Here is a 15,014-nt window from a genome sequence, read left to right on the forward strand (position 1 = left end):
AATAATCTCCTCAGGCCGGCGCCCGACGTACCGTGGCGAGCAGCGCCGCGGCGCCGATGAACATGGCGCCGAAACAGCGGTTCATCAGGCGCTGCTGGCGCGGCGTACGCAGCAGGCGCAGGACCCGCGCGGCCAGGCCGGTGTAGCCCGCCATGACCAGCAGATCGACGCAGATCATGGTCACCCCCATCAGCAGGTACTGCGCCAGCAACGGCGCATGGGGGTCGAGGAACTGCGGCAGCACGGCGAGCATGAAGACGATCGCCTTGGGGTTGCTGACGTTGACCAGGAAGCCGCGCGCCACCAGGGTCAGCGGCCGGCCAAGCGGCCGTTGCGCGGGGCCGGCCGCCATGTCGGCCGGCAGCGCACGCCACTGGCGATAGCCCAGGTACACCAGGTAGAGCACGCCGAACCACTTGATCAGGCTGAAGGCCAGCGCCGAGGCGGCGAGGATCGCCCCCACCCCGGCGGCGACGATGGCGATCTGCAGCGCCAGGCCGATCTGCAGGCCCAGGGCATTCCAGTAACCGCGCCAGAAGCCGTATTGCAGGCCCGCGGACATCGAGGCGATGGCCCCGGCGCCGGGCGACAGACTGATCACCCAACAGGCGACGAAAAACGCGAGCCAGGTCTGCAGGGCCATGGCGAATACCTCGAGACGATGATTGAAGGATGCCCCAGAAAAAAGGGCAGGCCTCTCAGCCTACCCTTTGCGCTGCGCCGCGGCCAGACGCCCGATCAGTCCGGCGCGCCCTTGCGCAGGTGCACCGGCTCGACGCCTTTCTTGCGCGCCATGGCGCCGCGCAGGCGGATGTTGATCGCCTCGACCGCCAGGGAGAAGGCCATGGCGAAGTAGACGTAGCCCTTGGGCACATGCACCTCGAAGGACTCGGCCACCAGCACGGTGCCGACCACGATGAGGAACGACAGGGCGAGCATCTTCAGGCTCGGGTGCTTGTCGATGAAGTCGCTGATGGTGCTGGCCGAGAGCATCATCACGATCACCGAGATGACGATGGCCGCGACCATCACCGGCACGTTGTCGACCAGGCCGACCGCGGTGATCACCGAGTCCAGGGAGAAGACGATGTCGATGATGGCGATCTGCACGATGATGCCCATGAAGCCATAGGCCTTGCCGGCAGCCTGCTGCGCCTCTTCCGCCCCCTCCAGGCTGTGGTAGATCTCCATGGTGCTCTTGAACAACAGGAACAGGCCGCCGAAGAACAGGATCAGGTCGCGCCCGGAGATGCCCTGGCCGAAGACCTGGAACAGGTCGGCGGTCAGGCGCATGACCCAGGTGATCGACAGCAACAGCAGGATGCGCGTGCCCATGGCCAGGGCCAGGCCGAAGAAGCGCGCCTTCGGCTGCTGGGCCTTGGGCAGGCGGCTGACGAGGATCGAGATGAAGATGATGTTGTCGATGCCGAGGACGATTTCCAGGGCGGTCAGGGTGAGAAATGCGACCCAGATTTCCGGGTTGGCGAGCCATTCCATAGTGCGTTCGGTCTCATGTTTGCCAGGGTTTTAGTGTGCACCGCCGCGCCACGGGCGCAGGGTGCGCTGAACAGCTGAATCAACCAGTCGCTATCGACTGGGTCGCGGGCCACCTCTACTTCGCCTCGCTGCGAGGCCTTGCCCGGCAGCCTCGCCAAGCCGCTCGCCGGGCCGCTTGAACGCCATGCACCGGCTCAACTGGCCGCCTCCAGCTCACGCTGCAGGGCTTCGAGCGTTTCCAGGGCGAGCAGCCAGCGCTCCTCCAGCTCCGCTTCGCGGCCCTTGAGCCCGGCCTGCTCGGCCAGCAGGTCACGCAGTTCGTCCTTGCGGCTCGCCTCGTACAGGGCGCTGTCGCCCAAGCGGGCCTCGATCCCGGCGAGGCGCTGGTGCAGTTGCCCCAGCTCCTTCTCCAGGCGGTCGGCCTCGCGCTTGTGCGGCGCCAGCTGCTGGCGCAGCGCCGCGGCGGCCTGGCGCTGGGCGCGCTTGTCGGTCCGCTCGAGGCCGGCCTCGCCGCCGTTCGCCGGGGCCGGCGCCTGGCGGGCCCGGTAGTCCAGCAGCCAGCGCGCGTAGTCGTCGAGATCGCCGTCGAACGCCTGCACCCGGCCGTCGGCGACCAGGAGGAACTCGTCGGTGGTGCTCTTGAGCAGATGGCGGTCGTGGGACACCACCACCACCGCCCCGGCGAACTCCTGCAGGGCCAGGGTCAGGGCCAGGCGCATCTCCAGGTCGAGGTGGTTGGTCGGCTCATCGAGCAGCAGCAGGTTGGGCCGCCCCCAGGCGATCAGGGCCAGGGCCAGGCGCGCCTTCTCGCCGCCGGAGAAGTTCAGCACCGGCTCGTCGCAGCGCGCACCGCGGAAATCGAAGCCGCCGAGGAAGTCGCGCAGGCTCTGCTCGCGCTCGCTCGGCGCCAGGCGCTGCAGGTGCAGCAGCGGGCTGGCCTGGTCGTCGAGGGCGTCGAGCTGGTGCTGGGCGAAATAGCCGACCACCAGGTTCTCGCCGCGCTGCAGGCGGCCGCCGAGGGGCTGCAGCTCGCCGGCCAGGTTCTTGATCAGGGTCGACTTGCCGGCGCCGTTCGGCCCCAGCAGGCCCAGGCGGGCGCCCGGCGCCAGGCTCAGCTTGACCTGTTCCAGCACCGCCTTGTCGCCGTAGCCGAGGCGTCCCTCGGCCAGGTCCAGCAGCGGGCTGGAGATCTTGCCGGCCTCGCGGAAGCTGAAGTCGAAGGGCGAATCGACATGGGCCGGGGCCAGCTCCTCCAGGCGCTCCAGGGCCTTGATCCGGCTCTGCGCCTGGCGCGCCTTGGTGGCCTGGGCCTTGAAGCGGGCGATGTACTTTTCCATGTGCGCGCGCTGCGCCTGCTGCTTCTCGTAGGCCTGCTGCTGCTGGGCCAGACGCTCGGCGCGGGTGCGCTCGAAGGCCGAGTAGCCGCCGCGATAGAGGGTCAGCTTCTGCTGGTCCAGGTGGGCCACATGATCGACCACCGCGTCGAGGAAGTCGCGGTCGTGGGAAATCAGCAGCAGGGTTCCCGGATAGCTCTTCAGCCAGCCTTCCAGCCAGAGAATGGCATCCAGGTCCAGGTGGTTGGTCGGTTCGTCCAGCAGCAACAGGTCCGACGGGCACATCAGCGCCTGGGCCAGGTTCAGGCGCATGCGCCAGCCGCCGGAGAAGTCGCCGACGCGGCGGTCCATCTGCCCATGCTCGAAGCCCAGGCCGGCCAGCAGCTTGCGCGCGCGGGCGGCGGCCGTATAGCCGTCGGCGCTGTCCAGCTCGGTGTGCAGGCGGGCGATGGCGGCGCCATCCTGGGCCGTCTCGGCCACCGCCAGCTGAGCCTGCAGGCGGCGCAGGTGGACGTCGCCGTCGAGCACGTAGTCGACCGCCAGGCGCTCCAGGGTATCGACCTCCTGGCGCATATGGGCGATGCGCCAGTCCGCCGGCAGCAGACAGTCGCCGGCGTCGGGGCCCAGCTCGCCGCGCAGCAGGGCGAACAGGCTGGATTTGCCGGCGCCATTGGCGCCGATCAGGCCGGCTTTCTGGCCGGCGTGCAGGGTCAGCTCGGCGCCTTCTAGCAGGCGTTGCGGACCACGCTGTAGAGTGAGGTTCTGGAGTCGGATCATAATGGCGGCGGAGTCTACCAGAGTCGCCTGCCACATACCCGGAAAGCACCATGTCCACTGATCTGTGGCGTTTCGCCAAAGACTACTACCAGCGCCCCGGCGTCGAGGCGGCCTGCCTGCGCTTGCAGGAGCAGGGCGCCGATGTCTGCCTGCTGATCTGCGCGGTCTGGCTCGAGCGCCGCGGCGTCGCCTGCAGCCCCCAGCGCGCCGAGCAACTGCAGGGCCTCGCCCAACCCTGGCGGCGCCAGGTGGTCGAGCCTCTGCGCCAGCTCCGCCAGGACTGGCGCGCCGCCGCCCGCGGCGACGACGCCCTGGCCGCGCTGCGCGAGCACATCAAGCGCCTGGAGCTGGAAGCGGAACGGCTGCAGTTGCAGCGCCTGGCCGCGGCCTGCGGCGCCTGGCCGGGCACGGCCCCGCGGGTGTCTGCGGCCTGGTTGCAGGCCCTGGCGCCGGCTGGCGCGGCAGCGGACGACGAGGCACTGGCGCTATTGCGCGCCGCCGCCCGGTTGCCCTAGGACGAGGCCGGCGGCGTGCTGCCGTTGCCGCTCGGGGCGCCGCTCGGGGCGCCGCTCGGCGTCGCGGCGCTCGGCTCGGCGGCGGCCGCCGTCGATGCAGCGCTGCCGGCCTTGGCGGCAGCGGGCTTGCGGGCCACCGGCCTGTTCGCGGCCGGCTTGGCCGCAGCTTTGGCCGCCGGTTTTCTCGGCGCCTTGCTCACGGCCGGTTTGGCCGCGGCCGCCCCGGACGCATCGGTCGTCTTGGCAGCGGGTTTGACCGCGGGCTTGGCGGCGGCCCGCGCCGGGGCCTTGGTCGCGGCCCTAGGCGCGGCCGGCTTGGCAGGAGCCTTGGCGGCCGAGCGCGCGGCGGGCTTGGCGGCGGGCTTCGGCGCCGTCGCGGCGGCGGGGGTAGCAGCTGACTTCGCGACCGCGGCGGCGGGCTTCTTGGCCGCGGGCTTGGCCGGGGCCTTAGCCGCAGGGCGCTTGGCCGCCGCGGCCTTGCTGGCCGCGCCCGCGCCGGCCGATTTGGATTCGCGGCTGCTCAGCGCCTTGCTCGTGGCTTCCCTGACCTTGCCGACACCCTGGGCGAGCTTCAGGCTCTCCTGGGCATCGCGCTTGAGCTGCAGAATGTAGCCGCGCGTCTCGGTTTGCCGTGCCTTGAGGGTATCGAGCAACTCCTCCAGCTCGGCCACCAGGGTCTTGGCCTTGGCCTGCGCCTTGGCCTTGCCGGCTGCGGCCGCGTCCTGCAGCTTGCCGCGAGCCTTGTGCAGCTTTTCCTGGGCGCTGCCCCGCTGCTTCTCCAACTTGGCCAGGAGCTTTTCGGCATCGGCCAGCGCCTGCGCACAGGCCTTTTCCAAGTGCTCGAGCAGACTGCCGGATAGCTGATGAAGCAGGTGCAGGGGGGTACCAACCGTATTTTTCTTAGCGTTCTTCTTGGCCGACATGGCGCGCCTCCGGGTGGGGGTAGGTGCAGCCATACTAGCCCTCGGGAACGGCGCTCGCTAGTTCGCCCTGGCTATCGCCGCCGGAGCCCGGCCCCTGTCCGCCGGGTTCCGAGCGATCCAGGTCCGGTGTGCGGCGCAGCCGTGGATCGGCCCCGGACAGGGCGCCTGCCGGCGCGCCGGGCACGACCAGGAAGGGCACGCGCCTGCTGAAGGCTGGCGCGCGACATCGAGACGTCGGTGACATCGGCAATCCGCCGGGAGCCCGCAGCGCGATGGCTGCGCTAGTCGCTCAGAGGGCCGGGGTCGCCTGCTGCTGGTGGGCGTTGTGCAGCACCTCGATCAGGCAGTCCTCCAGCTCGAAGCGTTCGTGCAGCAGCTGGCCGAGGCGATTGAGCTCCTCGCTCAGCGACACGCCGTCACGGCAATCGCCGTTGTCGCAACGGTCGTTGAACGACAGCGCCACTTCGGTGATCGCCTCGATGCGTGGGTAGATCTGCTTGGCCAGCTCGAGACCGCGTTGGTCACCGAAGGCCTTGGCCTCGCTGGTCAGCTGTTCGTAGACCTCGAAATGCCCGGCCGACACGTAGTCGACCAACACTTCACAGAATTTCTGCAGGGTTTGCGCATTGGCGCTGGACGCTCGCGGGGAGTCGCTGAGGGTCGCGAAGGCGGCGACCAATTCTTGGCGCTCCTGCAACCAGCGGTCTATCAGCAGGTGAACCCCACCCCAACGTTCCTGGGCGTTCTGACAACTCTCGAGCATGACGACCTCACTTCCCTTATCGGTATTCCTGTTATACGTCCGATCCGAGACGGTTTTTTGTCAATCGGTGCATGGTCTTGGGAAGGCAACCGCCTAACGGCAACTTTCCGGCGGTGCGTGCGAGCCAGATTATGCCCCTGGGCCGATGCCGACAAGGCACCGGATTGAGAAAATTTCATACAACCGTTTAATCGGTGCCCCACGCCACGCCTGGGCTCGCCGCGCGGCGGGCGGCACCTCGAGCTCCCGGCGAAGACGGCCTGCGCATCAATCGCGGCGCAGCAACTGCACCAGGGCGAACCCCAGCATGACGACGAATCCGAGCAGGCTCCACTCCGGAATGCTCATGCCGAACAGGGTCCAGTTGACCTCCGCGCAATCGGCCGAGCCGTGCAGCACCAGGCGCACGATTTCCTGGAACGGCAGGGCTTCCATCATGTAGTCGAGGCTCGGCAGACAGGCCGGCAGCTGATCGGCCGGCACCCCTTGCAGCCAGATCTGCCGCCCCGCGGTGCCGCCGCCGGCAACGGCGAACAGCAGCGCCAGGCCGGCATAGCCGCGACGACCGCCACGCCCCGGCGCATGCAGTGCGGCAGCCAGGCAGACCAGGCCGAAGCCGATCACGCAGACCCGCTGGACGATGCACAGGGGGCACGGCTCCAGGCCGACCACGTGCTCCAGATAGAGCGCCGCGCCCATCAGCAGCAGACAGCCGAGGAAGGCGAGTGAGTACAGGGAACGAGGACTGGCCAGGGGCATGGCGGCTCCGAAGGAGGGGATACGAAGCCGCCTACGGTAGAGGAAAGCGCCCGCGCCGATCAAGGCAAAGCCACCGGCCAGAGCGGCTAGCCGTCCGCCCAAAAGCGCCATGCGTCCGCCGGCCGGGCCTCCTGCCGCCGGACGTCCCCGCTAGTGCACGACCGGCTGTGGCAGGGGCAGGCCAGCCAGGCGTCTGTCGAGCAGACCCAGGCCCTCCTGGAACAGCTGATTGCTGCGCTCGACCTCACCCAGGCGCGCCAGCAGCCGGGCCAGCTCGGCACAGGCCTCCGGGTCGCGCTGGAACACCAGGCTGCTCTCGAAATATTCCTTGGCCTTGCCCCACAGCTGATTCTGCAGACACAGCCGGCCGACGGTCAGCAGCAGGCCGGCGTCCTGCGGATGCTGCTTGAGCCAGCCCTCGGCCGCCTGTAGCTGGCGCCCCGGGTTCTGCCCGCGCAACAGCCCGTACAGGCGCACCAGGCGGCTGTCGTACTGACGCTTGAGGGCCTGGTACAACAATTCCTCCGCCTCGCTCTCGGCCCCCAGCCCCCGCAGCTGTTCGGCATATACGGCGAGCAGCTCGGGCTCCTGGCGCTGGGCCGAGGACAGCTGCTCCCAGGCCTGGGTCAGGGCCGCCAGGGCCGCCGGGGCGGCGCCCTCGCCGCCCCGCCCGGCCACGGCCAGCCGACCGTGCCAGGCCTGGCGCTCGAGTTCGGCCAGCTCGGCACCGCCGAGGACCTTGTGCTTGCGCAGCTCCGGCAACAGGCCGAGCAGGGCCGACCAGTCGCCAGCCTGCAGGTACAGTTGCTGCAACTGGCGCAGCACCTGGCGGTGCTGGGGGTAGCGCTCGCGCATGATCTCCAGGGTCTCGCGCGCCGAGTCACTCTGGCCACGCGCCTGCTGCAGCTTGGCATGGGTCAGGGCGATCGCCAGCTCGGCATCGGGCTGGCGCTTGAGCGCCCGCTCCAGCAGGGCGTCGCTGTCCTCGTGCTGGCCCAGCTTGTGGGCGGCGCGCGCCGCGCTGAGGTAATACATCAGGGGTTGCGGGTCGCTTTCCGCGGCCCGCCGCAGATAGCGCAACGCCGGCACCCAGCGGCCCTCGGCCAGGTCGACGAAGCCCTGCTCGGAGGCCAGGCGCACGCGGCGGCTGCGGTGCAGGCGCGACCAGGGATTGAGCAGCCGCCCCGAGGTCAGCAGCAGGCCCAGCGACAGGCGCAACAGGCGCCACAGCAGCCAGGCCGCCAGCAGCAGCCCGAGGAACGCCCACAGGCTGGATTCGTAGCGGAAGCCTTGGTAGGCGAACAGCACGTAGCCCTTGTGCTCGGCGACGGCCATGCCGAGCAGCGCCAGCCCCGCCACCACCAGCAGCACGGCGAGCAACAGGAAGACCCGCTTCATGGCCGCGCCTCCTCGCCATCGACGGCGTCGGCGGCCTGGGCCTCGGGGACCAGGCCGTTACGCGCCGACTCCTTGCGCTGCAGGTAGGCCTGCACGGCGCTGAGCGAGTCAGCCAGGTCCGGCGCGACCACCTCGACCGACTGGCCGATCAGCTCGTCGACGCGCGCCCGCAGGGCGCGGCTGGCGGGGTTGTCGCGGTTGAAGTGCGCGTCGAGCACCTCGGCCGCCTGCAGGAGTGCCTGGCGGTACACCGGGGTCTGCCCGTGCAACGCGGCCCACTGCGCCTGCTCCAGGGCCAGGCTGAGGGCCAGGCGCACCTGGGTCAGGCTCTGCCCGGCGAGCAGCGGGCGGATGTTCTGGTCGGCGCTGAAGTCGATGCGGAAATACTGCGACAGGGTCTGCAGCCCCTGGGACCACCAGCTGGTGCCATCGCCCTGGACGGCGAGCTCGCCGAGCACCCCGCCCTGGCTGTCGAACACCGGGTTGAGCGCGCTGAGCTGCCCCGCCTGGTCGCGCAGGGCGCCGAGCTGGAGGAACAGCCCGGTGCGGTCCGGGTTCGACGTGGCACGCAAGGCCTCCAGGCTCTTGGCCAGCTGCTCGCGGGCGGCGAAGGCCGCCGGGTCGTCCTGCTCGCGGAGAATCTCGTCGGCGCCCTGCACCAGGGCCTTGGCGCTGTCGATGTCCTGCAGGGCGGACAGGCGCAGGCTGGCCAGGCGCAGCAGGTGCTCGGCCTCGGCCAGGCGCCAGTCCTGGCGGCTGGCGCCGAGCACGGTCTCCAGACGCTGGTTGAGCAGCTGCTGGTCGCCCTGCAGCCGGACCAGCAGGCGCCGGCGCTCCTCCAGCTCGGCGACGCCCAGCAGCAGGGCCAGGGCGGCCACCGGCAGCGCCGCGCCCCTGGCGGGGCCGTTCGGCTTGTCCGCAGCGCCCTGCGGCGCCACCTCGGGCGCCTCCGGCACGGGTTGCTCTTGCTCACTCGGGGAAGTCGCTTCGCTCACGTATCCATCCTTCGCATCAGAGGTCCGGGGCGGGTTGCACCTGCAACGCCGCCAGCAACGCCGCGGCGCTGGCGCCACGACAGTCCACAACAATCTCGGCGCCCGCGGCGCGCGCCAGCTCGGCGACCCGCGGGCTGGGTACGAACAAGGGTAGCCGAGCCAACTCGGGCCAGTGTTCGCCGGCCAGCTGCTGCAGGTGCTCGAAGCCCTGCCCGCTGCTGACCACCAGGCCGTTCAGGTCCTCGCCACGCACCCGTCGGTAGAGGAGTCCGGCCGGATAGTCCGGCAGCCGGCGGCGGTACAGCGGCAGGTAGTCGACCTGCACGCCCTGCTCGCGCAATCGCTCGGCGAGCCATTCGCGACCGTCCTCGCCCCGCAGGATCAGCACCCGCGGGGTGAAGGCCCGGGCCAGTGCCTGCTGCAGCTGGGGCAGCGCCAACAGGCTCTCGCTGTCGTCGCCCCCGTCCGGGTAATAAACCGGCAGGCCGTAGTCGGCGAGAATCTCCGCGGTGGCCGCGCCGACGCCGAACCAGGGCTGCTCGGCCAGCGGTTGCGGCCAGTAGCGATCGAGCAATTCCACGCCGCAACGAGCGGCCGGCTTGCTCACCACGATCACCGCGCAATAGCGGTCCAGGTCAAGGATGGTCGCGCGCTGTTCGGCGGTCTCGGCCAGCGTCTCGATCGCCAGCAGCGGCAGGCTGCTGCTGTGGATGCCCTCGGCGGCGAGCGTCGCGGCCAGCGCCGGACACTCCTCGGCCGGCCGGGTCAGCAGCAGGCGCCAGGCAGTCACTCGGGATCGGCCTCGCCGTAGATCGCCTGCAGGATCGCCGCCGCGCCCTGGGCCAGCAGGGCTTCGGCGACCTGTACGCCGAGCTGCTCGGCCGCGGCCGCCGGCGCCCGGCCCTCCGCGCGCAGCAGCAGGCCGCCGTCCGGCTGACCGACCAGGCCGCGCAGCCACAGCTGCTCGCCTTCGAGTACCGCGTAGCAGGCGATCGGCACCTGGCAGCCACCGTTCAGGCGCTTGTTCAGCGCGCGCTCGGCCGTTACCCGCACCGCGGTGTCGGCGTGGTGCAGCGGCGCCAGCAGGGCGTGGATCTCGCTGTCGGCACTGCGGCACTCGATGCCCACCGCGCCCTGCCCGCCCGCCGGCAGGCTGTCCTCGACGCCGATCGAGGAACGGATGCGCTCGGCGAATCCGAGGCGGATCAGGCCGGCGGCGGCGAGGATGATGGCGTCGTACTCGCCGGCATCGAGCTTGGCCAGGCGGGTGTTGACGTTGCCGCGCAGGAACCGGATCTGCAGGTCGGGGCGGCGCGCCAGCAGTTGCGCCTGGCGGCGCAGGCTGGAGGTGCCGACCACGCTGCCGGCCGGCAGCGCCTCGAGGCTGTCGAAGCGATTGGAGACGAAGGCGTCGCGCGGGTCCTCGCGCTCGCAGATGCAGTACAGGCCCAGCCCCTGGGGGAAGTCCATCGGCACATCCTTCATCGAATGCACGGCGATGTCGGCCTGGTCTTGCAGCAGTGCGGTTTCCAGTTCCTTGACGAACAGCCCCTTGCCGCCGATCTTCGCCAGCGGCGCATCGAGCAGCTTGTCGCCGCGACTGACCATGGGCACCAGGCTGACCTGCAGGCCCGGATGCGCCTGTTCCAGGCGGGCCTTGACGTGTTCGGCCTGCCACAGGGCCAGGGCGCTTTTTCGGGTGGCAATGCGGATTTCGCGGGACATGGGCAATTCCAGAATTCGAACCGCCGAAGATGATAACAGGCTGGCCCGCCTGCGGCCTGCAGACGACTGCGCGGCGTGATGGCGCGGCTAGAGGCTATGCATCAGCTTGCGCACCCCGGCCACGTGCCGGCGGCTGACGATCAGCGCGTCGCCGTCCAGCCCCTTGAGGTACAGCTGGAAGTGCCCGAGGGGGGTACGTTGCAGGCGTTCGATGCGCTCGCGGGCCACCAGGGCGTTGCGGTGGATGCGCACGAACCGCTCGCCGAACTCGTCCTCCAGCGCCTTCAGCGGCTCGTCCAGCAGCACCTCGCCGCCGTCATGGCGCAGCGTCACGTACTTGTGGTCGGCGATGAAATAGATGACCTGGTCGAGCGGGATCAGCTCGATGCCCTTGCGGGTGCGGGCGCTGATGTGACTGCGCGGACCGCCCCCGGTCTCGGCCGCCGGGCGGGTCAGGGCGGCGAGTTGCACGCGGTTCGGCCGCTCGGCCTTCTTCAGCGCCTCGCTGAGGTTCTCCGGGCGCACCGGCTTGACCAGGTAGCCCACCGCGCTGACCTTGAACGCCTCCAGGGCGAACTCGTCATGGGCGGTACAGAAGATCACCGCCGGCGGCGCCTCGCGCTCGCACAGCTTGGCGGCAACCTGCAGGCCATCCAGGCCGGGCATGCGAATATCCAGCAGCACGATATCCGGCCTCAGGCTGTCGATCAGGGTCAGTGCCTCCTCGCCGTTGCTCGCGGCAGGCTCGAGGACGCGATAGCCATCGAGGTCGCCGACCATACGGCTGAGACGCTCGCGGGCCAAGGGTTCATCATCGACAATCAGGACATTCATAATGCACCGGCTTCCTGCGTGAGTCTCGCACAAGGATAGCGTAGACAGGTGTAGTGGCGGCCGTCACGGCGCTCCACGCTGAGGCTGGCCCGCGCCCCGAAAAGCGCCGCGAGGCGGGCATCGATGTTGTTCAGCGCCTGATGGGTGCCGTGCGACGGCTGCTGCTCGCCCTGTGCCTGGTAGGGGTTGCTGACGCACAGCTGGAACACGCCGTCCGCGTAGTTCGCCTCGACACGCACCAGGCCGCCCTCGATGCGCGGCTGGATGCCGTAGATCAGGGCGTTCTCCAGCAGCGGCTGCAAGGTCAGCTGCGGTATCGGCAAATCGTTCGGCACCTCGGCCACCTCCCACTGCAACTGTAAGCGTTCGCCGAGCCGGTAGCGCTCGATCGACAGGTAGCGTTTGGCCAGCTCCACCTCCTCGCTCCAGGGCACCAGGCTACCCGGCTTGGCCAGGCTGGCGCGGAACAGATCGGACAGATCCAGCACCGCCTGCTCGGCCTTGTACGGATCGACGGCCACCAGGCTGGCGATGCTGTTCAGGCTGTTGAACAGGAAGTGCGGGCGGATCCGCGCCTGCAAGGACTCGATGCGCGCGCGCAGCTCGGCCTGCTCCTGCCGCCGCCATTGGCTCTGCAGATAGAAATAGCGTAGCAGCAGTGCCGACATGATCAGGCTGATCAGCGCATGGCGCAGGTACAGGTTGACCTCGCCGTTGTGCGGCAGCGGTCCGCCGAGCTCGTAGTAGTCGGCCACCGCGGTGCAGCCCAGGGTCAGGCCGACCACCAGCGCGCAGCACAGGACGCCGGCCAGCGCCGCGCGCAGGCGCGCCAGCAAGGGCCGCAGGCGACACAGCAGCGCCGCCGACAGCAGCACGATCCACTGCACGAACAGCGAGGTCAGCGCCAGGCGCACCCAGTTGAAGCCCGGCAGCATCGGCTCGGCGAGCACCAGCACCAGCACCAGCAACTCGGCGAGCAGCACCATGCTCAGCAGCGCTTCCGGCTCGCAGAGTTCAGGGACGAAGAAGTCGTCGGCCGGGGCCGCGAGGTGCTTGTGGGGGATCCATTGAATAGGCATCGGCGCAGTTTCCGTGTAGCGCCCCCCCGGCGGCAAGACAGCCGGCTCCCAGCGGGCCAAATAAAGCGCCGAATGTCCCGCCCGGCGGTGCGAACTGTGACCTGGCCAACACTGGCCACGCCCCGCGCGCCCGGGAGCGATCGGCGCATGCGCCGCGGCGACATTGCCCGCGACCCTGTTATTATCGACGGACTTTTTCCGCCGCGCCGGCCGTTATCCGCGGCCCGCGCGAATCTGCGCACCAGCCGAGCGAATCCCATGAGCACAGAGAAGACCAATCAATCCTGGGGCGGCCGCTTCAGCGAGCCCGTCGACGCCTTCGTCGCCCGCTTCACCGCCTCCGTCGAGTTCGACAAGCGCCTGTATCGCCACGACATCATGGGCTCCATCGCCCACGCGACCATGCTGGCCGAGGTCGGCGTGCTCAGCGACGCCGAGCGTGAGGCCATCGTCGATGGCCTGACCCAGATCCAGGGCGAGATCGAGGCCGGCCAGTTCGACTGGCGCGTCGACCTGGAAGACGTGCACATGAACATCGAGGCCAAGCTCACCGAGCGCATCGGCGTCACCGGCAAGAAGCTGCACACCGGCCGTTCGCGCAACGACCAGGTGGCCACCGACATCCGCCTGTGGCTGCGCGACGAGATCGACCTGATCCTCGCCGAGCTCACCCGCCTGCAGCAGGGCCTGCTGGAGCAGGCCGAGCGCGAGGCCGAGACCATCATGCCCGGTTTCACCCACCTGCAGACCGCCCAGCCGGTGACCTTCGGCCATCACCTGCTGGCCTGGTTCGAGATGCTCAGCCGCGACTACGAGCGCCTGCTCGACTGCCGCAAGCGCACCAACCGCATGCCCCTGGGCTCGGCCGCGCTGGCCGGCACCACCTACCCGATCGACCGGCAGGTCAGCGCCCGCCTGCTGGGCTTCGACAGCGTCGGCGGCAACTCCCTGGACGGCGTCTCCGACCGCGACTTCGCCATCGAATTCTGCGCCGCCGCCAGCCTGGCGATGATGCACCTGTCGCGCTTCTCCGAGGAGCTGGTGCTGTGGACGTCCGCGCAGTTCCAGTTCATCGACCTGCCCGACCGCTTCTGCACCGGCAGCTCGATCATGCCGCAGAAGAAGAACCCGGACGTGCCGGAACTGGTGCGCGGCAAGACCGGCCGGGTGTTCGGTGCCCTCACCGGCCTGCTGACCCTGATGAAGGGCCAGCCGCTGGCCTACAACAAGGACAACCAGGAGGACAAGGAGCCGCTGTTCGACGCCGCCGACACCCTGCGCGACAGCCTGCGCGCCTTCGCCGACATGATCCCGGCGCTCAAGCCCAAGCACGCGATCATGCGCGAGGCGGCGCTGCGCGGCTTCTCCACCGCCACCGACCTGGCCGACTACCTGGTGCGCAAGGGCCTGCCCTTCCGCGACTGCCACGAGATCGTCGGCCATGCGGTGAAGTACGGCGTCGACAACGGCAAGGACCTGGCCGAGATGAGCCTGGACGAGCTGCGCCAGTTCAGCGACCAGATCGAGCAGGACGTGTTCGCCGTGCTGACCCTAGAGGGTTCGGTGGGCGCCCGCGACCATATCGGCGGCACCGCGCCGAACCAGGTCCGCGCCGCGGTCAAGCGCGGCCAGGAACTGTTGGCCGCCCGCTAGGCCTGCCTCATCGGCGGCGCCTGACGGCGCCGTCGCCACCTCCGCCTGCCTCGGACTGAACCGGCCATGCACGAACACGACGACAACGATGACGAAGCCTTCGCCGAAACCGCACTGCTGCAGGCCATCGAGAACCAGATCGAGGCCGGCGAACCGTCCGCGGCCCTGGCCACGCTGAACAAGCTGACCCTGGTCGGCTACGAGCGCGAAGACATCGTGCAGATGATGGCGCTGGTATTGGCCCACGAGGTCAAGCGCATGCTCGCCGCGGACCGGCCGTTCGACAGCGCCGCCTATGAGCAAGCCTTGCGCGCGCTGCCCGAGCTGCCGGAAGATCCGCAAGCGCCGGCGTAACGCCGACGCGCTACGCTAGTCGTTGAAGCCAGCGCGCCGCCACGCGGCTCGCTACACTGCAGGCACCCGACGCGCCATCGGCCGCGGGGGCCACCCAACCGCCGGGCATCAGCCCGGCGCCGCGCAAGACAACAAGAAGCGGGAGCACCTATGACCTTCACCCCTGATCTGGTCGCCGAACTGGAACTGCTTGCACTGTTCAACCTGGGCAACACCCAGGAAGGCCTCAAGGTTCACCATGTCGCCGCCCCCGAGGCCATCGCCGCGGCCAAGCGGCTGCACGACAAGGGCCTGGTCACTCAGACCGACGGCGGCTACCTGACCAGCCTCGGCCTGGAGGCCGCCGAGCATGCGCAATCGCTGCTGACCATCCTCAAGGTCAGCGAAACCGCCTGAGTCACCCCGCGA

Annotated in this window: 16 protein-coding genes; 4 read left to right on the plus strand and 12 right to left on the minus strand. The window is 69.6% G+C overall.

What is annotated here, in order from left to right:
* Positions 1-10 precede the first annotated feature (10 nt).
* The 3 genes from rhtB to I0D00_RS11165 form a co-directional block, all read right to left on the minus strand.
* Entirely contained in the window at positions 11-643 is a 633-nt protein-coding gene (gene rhtB, locus I0D00_RS11155; RefSeq protein WP_213639781.1) for a homoserine/homoserine lactone efflux protein, read from the minus strand.
* A gap of 95 nt (positions 644-738) precedes the next feature.
* Complete coding sequence (locus I0D00_RS11160; RefSeq protein ID WP_213639782.1) at positions 739-1,497, minus strand: TerC family protein; 759 nt, start codon at positions 1,495-1,497, stop codon at positions 739-741.
* Positions 1,498-1,691: 194 nt separating this feature from the next.
* Complete coding sequence (locus tag I0D00_RS11165; RefSeq protein WP_213639783.1) at positions 1,692-3,608, minus strand: ATP-binding cassette domain-containing protein; 1,917 nt, start codon at positions 3,606-3,608, stop codon at positions 1,692-1,694.
* Positions 3,609-3,658: 50 nt separating this feature from the next.
* On the opposite strand from I0D00_RS11165, the gene I0D00_RS11170 reads away from it, so the two are divergent.
* Positions 3,659-4,123, plus strand: coding sequence for a TIGR02444 family protein (locus tag I0D00_RS11170; protein WP_213639784.1), 465 nt, complete (start codon positions 3,659-3,661; stop codon positions 4,121-4,123).
* Here the strand turns inward: I0D00_RS11170 and I0D00_RS11175 are convergent.
* The 9 genes from I0D00_RS11175 to I0D00_RS11215 all read right to left on the minus strand — a co-directional run bounded on the left by I0D00_RS11175 (position 4,120) and on the right by I0D00_RS11215 (position 12,599).
* Positions 4,120-5,046, minus strand: a complete 927-nt coding sequence (locus I0D00_RS11175; protein ID WP_213639785.1) for an AlgP family protein — start codon at positions 5,044-5,046, stop codon at positions 4,120-4,122. The two genes, I0D00_RS11170 and I0D00_RS11175, sit on opposite strands and share 4 nt — an antisense overlap.
* Before the next feature lie 289 nt (positions 5,047-5,335).
* Positions 5,336-5,809, minus strand: a complete 474-nt coding sequence (gene rsd, locus I0D00_RS11180) for a sigma D regulator (protein ID WP_213639786.1) — start codon at positions 5,807-5,809, stop codon at positions 5,336-5,338.
* A gap of 267 nt (positions 5,810-6,076) precedes the next feature.
* Entirely contained in the window at positions 6,077-6,568 is a 492-nt protein-coding gene (locus tag I0D00_RS11185; RefSeq protein WP_213639787.1) for a disulfide bond formation protein B, read from the minus strand.
* A 150-nt stretch (positions 6,569-6,718) separates the two neighbouring features.
* Positions 6,719-7,966 (minus strand): heme biosynthesis protein HemY, encoded by a 1,248-nt coding sequence (locus I0D00_RS11190; RefSeq protein ID WP_213639788.1) that lies wholly within the window; start codon positions 7,964-7,966, stop codon positions 6,719-6,721.
* The gene (locus tag I0D00_RS11195) at positions 7,963-8,961 is read right to left on the minus strand and encodes a uroporphyrinogen-III C-methyltransferase (protein WP_338050411.1); all 999 of its coding nucleotides are present in this window, start codon (positions 8,959-8,961) and stop codon (positions 7,963-7,965) included. The genes I0D00_RS11190 and I0D00_RS11195 overlap by 4 nt, the downstream gene beginning before the upstream one ends.
* 16 nt (positions 8,962-8,977) lie before the next feature.
* A complete protein-coding gene (locus I0D00_RS11200; protein ID WP_213639790.1) occupies positions 8,978-9,751 on the minus strand; it encodes a uroporphyrinogen-III synthase in 774 nt (257 codons plus the stop codon).
* Positions 9,748-10,686, minus strand: coding sequence for a hydroxymethylbilane synthase (gene hemC / locus I0D00_RS11205; protein WP_213639791.1), 939 nt, complete (start codon positions 10,684-10,686; stop codon positions 9,748-9,750). The genes I0D00_RS11200 and hemC overlap by 4 nt, the downstream gene beginning before the upstream one ends.
* A gap of 87 nt (positions 10,687-10,773) precedes the next feature.
* A complete protein-coding gene (locus I0D00_RS11210) occupies positions 10,774-11,520 on the minus strand; it encodes a LytR/AlgR family response regulator transcription factor (RefSeq protein ID WP_213639792.1) in 747 nt (248 codons plus the stop codon).
* A complete protein-coding gene (locus I0D00_RS11215) occupies positions 11,517-12,599 on the minus strand; it encodes a sensor histidine kinase (RefSeq protein WP_213639793.1) in 1,083 nt (360 codons plus the stop codon). Before I0D00_RS11215 ends, I0D00_RS11210 begins: the two co-directional genes overlap by 4 nt.
* A 258-nt stretch (positions 12,600-12,857) precedes the next feature.
* Between I0D00_RS11215 and argH the strand changes: the two genes are divergently transcribed.
* The 3 genes from argH to I0D00_RS11230 all read left to right on the plus strand — a co-directional run bounded on the left by argH (position 12,858) and on the right by I0D00_RS11230 (position 15,002).
* Positions 12,858-14,252: an argininosuccinate lyase gene (gene argH, locus I0D00_RS11220; RefSeq protein ID WP_213639794.1), complete on the plus strand. Its 1,395-nt coding sequence runs from the start codon at positions 12,858-12,860 to the stop codon at positions 14,250-14,252.
* A gap of 66 nt (positions 14,253-14,318) precedes the next feature.
* The gene (locus I0D00_RS11225; protein ID WP_213639795.1) at positions 14,319-14,606 is read left to right on the plus strand and encodes a hypothetical protein; all 288 of its coding nucleotides are present in this window, start codon (positions 14,319-14,321) and stop codon (positions 14,604-14,606) included.
* Positions 14,607-14,756: 150 nt separating this feature from the next.
* Complete coding sequence (locus tag I0D00_RS11230) at positions 14,757-15,002, plus strand: TIGR02647 family protein (protein ID WP_213639796.1); 246 nt, start codon at positions 14,757-14,759, stop codon at positions 15,000-15,002.
* Positions 15,003-15,014: the final 12 nt, after the last annotated feature.

Source organism: Pseudomonas lalucatii (assembly GCF_018398425.1).
In the GTDB taxonomy this organism is placed as follows: domain Bacteria; phylum Pseudomonadota; class Gammaproteobacteria; order Pseudomonadales; family Pseudomonadaceae; genus Aquipseudomonas; species Aquipseudomonas lalucatii.

Excerpts from the sequence above, each read along its gene's own strand:
- argH (WP_213639794.1), top strand. The coding sequence starts at position 12,858 with ATGAGCACAGAGAAGACCAATCAATCCTGGGGCGGCCGCTTCAGCGAG.
- I0D00_RS11230 (WP_213639796.1), top strand. The coding sequence starts at position 14,757 with ATGACCTTCACCCCTGATCTGGTCGCCGAACTGGAACTGCTTGCACTG.
- hemC (WP_213639791.1), bottom strand. The coding sequence starts at position 10,686 with ATGTCCCGCGAAATCCGCATTGCCACCCGAAAAAGCGCCCTGGCCCTG.
- I0D00_RS11225 (WP_213639795.1), top strand. The coding sequence starts at position 14,319 with ATGCACGAACACGACGACAACGATGACGAAGCCTTCGCCGAAACCGCA.
- I0D00_RS11210 (WP_213639792.1), bottom strand. The coding sequence starts at position 11,520 with ATGAATGTCCTGATTGTCGATGATGAACCCTTGGCCCGCGAGCGTCTC.
- I0D00_RS11215 (WP_213639793.1), bottom strand. The coding sequence starts at position 12,599 with ATGCCTATTCAATGGATCCCCCACAAGCACCTCGCGGCCCCGGCCGAC.
- I0D00_RS11165 (WP_213639783.1), bottom strand. The coding sequence starts at position 3,608 with ATGATCCGACTCCAGAACCTCACTCTACAGCGTGGTCCGCAACGCCTG.
- I0D00_RS11160 (WP_213639782.1), bottom strand. The coding sequence starts at position 1,497 with ATGGAATGGCTCGCCAACCCGGAAATCTGGGTCGCATTTCTCACCCTG.
- rsd (WP_213639786.1), bottom strand. The coding sequence starts at position 5,809 with ATGCTCGAGAGTTGTCAGAACGCCCAGGAACGTTGGGGTGGGGTTCAC.
- I0D00_RS11190 (WP_213639788.1), bottom strand. The coding sequence starts at position 7,966 with ATGAAGCGGGTCTTCCTGTTGCTCGCCGTGCTGCTGGTGGTGGCGGGG.
- rhtB (WP_213639781.1), bottom strand. The coding sequence starts at position 643 with ATGGCCCTGCAGACCTGGCTCGCGTTTTTCGTCGCCTGTTGGGTGATC.
- I0D00_RS11170 (WP_213639784.1), top strand. The coding sequence starts at position 3,659 with ATGTCCACTGATCTGTGGCGTTTCGCCAAAGACTACTACCAGCGCCCC.
- I0D00_RS11185 (WP_213639787.1), bottom strand. The coding sequence starts at position 6,568 with ATGCCCCTGGCCAGTCCTCGTTCCCTGTACTCACTCGCCTTCCTCGGC.
- I0D00_RS11175 (WP_213639785.1), bottom strand. The coding sequence starts at position 5,046 with ATGTCGGCCAAGAAGAACGCTAAGAAAAATACGGTTGGTACCCCCCTG.